Below are 2880 nucleotides of genomic sequence, written 5' to 3' on the forward strand. Positions count from 1 at the left end.
CCGCCCACCCGCGCACCGTCGCCGAGTTCGCCGGGCTCGCCCGCGCCGTCGCCGCCGACCGCGCCTCCTGGGCCCACCTCGTCCGCTACGACGCCACCACCCGCTGGTACCACCGCCTGCGCACCGGCCCCGGCTACGAGGTCTGGCTGCTGAGCTGGGTGCCGGGCCAGGGCAGCGGGGCCCATGACCACGGCCCCTCCTCCGGTGTGCTGACCGTCCTCGAAGGTGAGCTGACCGAGATCACCGGAAGCACCGGGCCGCTCGACGGCGCACGGCAGGTGCTGCGCGCCGGAGCGCAGCGCGTCTTCGCCCCCGGGTACGCTCATGAGATCGTCAACGACTCCCTCGGCCCGGCCGTCAGCCTCCACGTGTACGCGCCGGGGCTGACCGAGATGCCGATGCACCGGCCGGTGCCGGCCTCCGCGGCAACCCCCCTCGTACGGGACGCCGTACGCGATGCCGTACGGGACGCCGTACGGGGCTGACGGCCGCACGCCGACGGCCACCACCCCTCGGGAGCGGCACCCCGCCCTGACAGACTGACCGCATGCAGCGCATTGTGGTTCTGGCCGGCGGGATCGGGGGCGCCCGCTTCCTCCGTGGCCTCAAGTCAGCAGTCCCCGACGCCGAGATCACCGTCATCGGGAACACGGGCGACGACATTCACCTGTTCGGGCTGAAGGTCTGCCCGGACCTCGACACCGTCATGTACACGCTCGGCGGCGGCATCCACGAGGAGCAGGGGTGGGGCCGCGCCGGCGAATCCTTCGCCGTGAAGGAGGAGTTGGCGGCGTACGGCGTCGGCCCCGAGTGGTTCGGGCTCGGCGACCGCGACTTCGCCACGCACATCGTCCGCACCCAGATGCTCGGCGCCGGGTATCCGCTGAGCGCCGTGACCGAGGCGCTGTGCGCGCGCTGGCAGCCGGGCGTGCGGCTGCTGCCGATGAGCGACGACCGCGTCGAGACGCACGTGCTCATCGACGACCCCGACGGTGAGGACGGCGCCCGCAAGGCCGTGCACTTCCAGGAGTACTGGGTGCGCCTGCGGGCCGGCGTGCCCGCCCACGCCGTCGTTCCCGTCGGCGCCGAGGCCGCCAAGCCCGCGCCCGGCGTCCTGGAGGCCGTCGCCGCGGCCGACGTCATCCTCTTCCCGCCCTCCAACCCCGTCGTCAGCATCGGCACCGTCCTGGCCGTGCCCGGCATCCGCGAAGCCGTCGCCGCGGCCTCCGCGCCCGTCGTCGGCCTCTCCCCCATCGTCGGCGACGCGCCCGTGCGCGGCATGGCCGACAAGGTGCTGGCCGCCGTCGGCGTCGAGTCCACCGCCGCGGCCGTCGCCCGGCACTACGGCTCCGGGCTGCTCGACGGCTGGCTCGTCGACACCGTCGACGCCGGTGCCGTCGCCGAGGTCGAGGCCGCGGGCATCGCGTGCCGGGCCGTGCCCCTGATGATGACCGACACGCAGGCCACGGCCGCCATGGCGGCGCAGGCGCTCGCGCTGGCCGAGGAGGTCCGGGCGTGAGCGGAGCCCCCCTGCCCGAGGCCCCCGGGTGCCCCGGATACCGGGTCTGGGCCGTGCCCGGCATCCCCGAGGTGCAGGCCGGTGACGACCTCGTCAAGCTCATCGCCGCCGCCGTCACGGCCGAGGGCCTGCCCGGGCTCGCCGACGGCGACGTCCTGCTCGTCACCTCGAAGATCATCAGCAAGGCGGAGGGGCAGCTGGTCCGGGCCGACGACCGCGAGGCGGCCATAGACGCCGAGACCGTCCGCGTCGTCGCCCGGCGCGGGAGCCTGCGCATCGTCGAGAACCGGCAAGGGCTGGTCATGGCCGCCGCCGGCGTCGACGCGTCCAACACCGCTGCCGGGACGATACTGCTGCTGCCCGAGGACCCCGACGCCTCCGCCCGCGCCCTGCGGGCCGGTCTGCGGGAGGCGCTCGGCGTCGACGTCGGCGTCGTCGTGACGGACACCTTCGGCCGGCCCTGGCGCAACGGCCTGACCGACGTCGCCATCGGCGCGGCCGGAGTGCGGGTCCTCGACGACCTGCGGGGCGGCACCGACGCGCACGGCAATCCGCTGAGCGCGACCGTCGTCGCCACGGGCGACGAGTTGGCCGCCGCCGGGGACCTCGTCAAGGGGAAGGTCGCGGGGCTGCCCGTTGCCGTGGTGCGGGGGCTGTCGCACGTCGTCGGGGGGAACGCCGGCCCCGCCGGGGCTCGGGCGCTCGTGCGGTCCGCCGCCGACGACATGTTCCGGCTCGGGACGTCCGAGGCCGTACGGGAGGCCGTGACGCTGCGGCGCACCGTGCGGGAGTTCACCGGTGAACCCGTCGACGGTGCCGCCGTGCGGCGGGCCGTCGCCGCGGCCATCACCGCCCCCGCCCCGCATCACACGACTCCCTGGCGGTTCGTCCTGCTGGAGTCCGAGGAGTCGCGGGTGCGGCTGCTCGACGCCATGCGGGAGGCGTGGATCGCGGACCTGCGGGGCGACGGGTTCGGCGAGGAGAGCATCGCCAAGCGGGTGCGGCGCGGTGACGTGCTGCGGAACGCGCCGTATCTGGTCGTCCCTTGTCTGGTGATGGACGGGTCTCACACCTATCCGGACGCGCGGCGGAACGCCTCCGAGCGGGAGATGTTCGTCGTGGCGGCCGGGGCCGCCGTGCAGAACTTCCTCGTGGCGCTGGCCGGAGAGCGGCTGGGGTCCGCGTGGATCTCGTCGACGATGTTCTGCCGGGACGTGGTGCGCGAGGTGCTGGAGCTGCCGGAGGGATGGGACCCGATGGGGGCGGTGGCCGTGGGGCACGCGGCGGCTCCGCCGCGGGAGCGGGCTCCGCGGGTCGCGGAGGCGTTCGTCGAGGTGCGGTAGGCGGGTGCGGTAGGGGGT

Annotated in this window: 3 protein-coding genes; all 3 read left to right on the forward strand. The window is 75.0% G+C overall.

The genetic code is table 11. The annotated features are described in order from the left end of the window. Positions 1-485, forward strand: a 485-nt coding sequence (locus tag ACSNOG_RS32360; protein ID WP_436756272.1) for a cysteine dioxygenase, incomplete at its 5' end; no start/stop codon positions are given. A 62-nt stretch (positions 486-547) separates the two neighbouring features. Further along, positions 548-1519: a 2-phospho-L-lactate transferase gene (gene cofD / locus ACSNOG_RS32365; RefSeq protein ID WP_436756273.1), complete on the forward strand. Its 972-nt coding sequence runs from the start codon at positions 548-550 to the stop codon at positions 1517-1519. Then, the gene (locus tag ACSNOG_RS32370) at positions 1516-2862 is read left to right on the forward strand and encodes a coenzyme F420-0:L-glutamate ligase (protein WP_436756274.1); all 1347 of its coding nucleotides are present in this window, start codon (positions 1516-1518) and stop codon (positions 2860-2862) included. The genes cofD and ACSNOG_RS32370 overlap by 4 nt, the downstream gene beginning before the upstream one ends. Positions 2863-2880: the final 18 nt, after the last annotated feature.

Source organism: Streptomyces sp. URMC 124 (assembly GCF_051386455.1).
Lineage (GTDB): Bacteria > Actinomycetota > Actinomycetes > Streptomycetales > Streptomycetaceae > Streptomyces.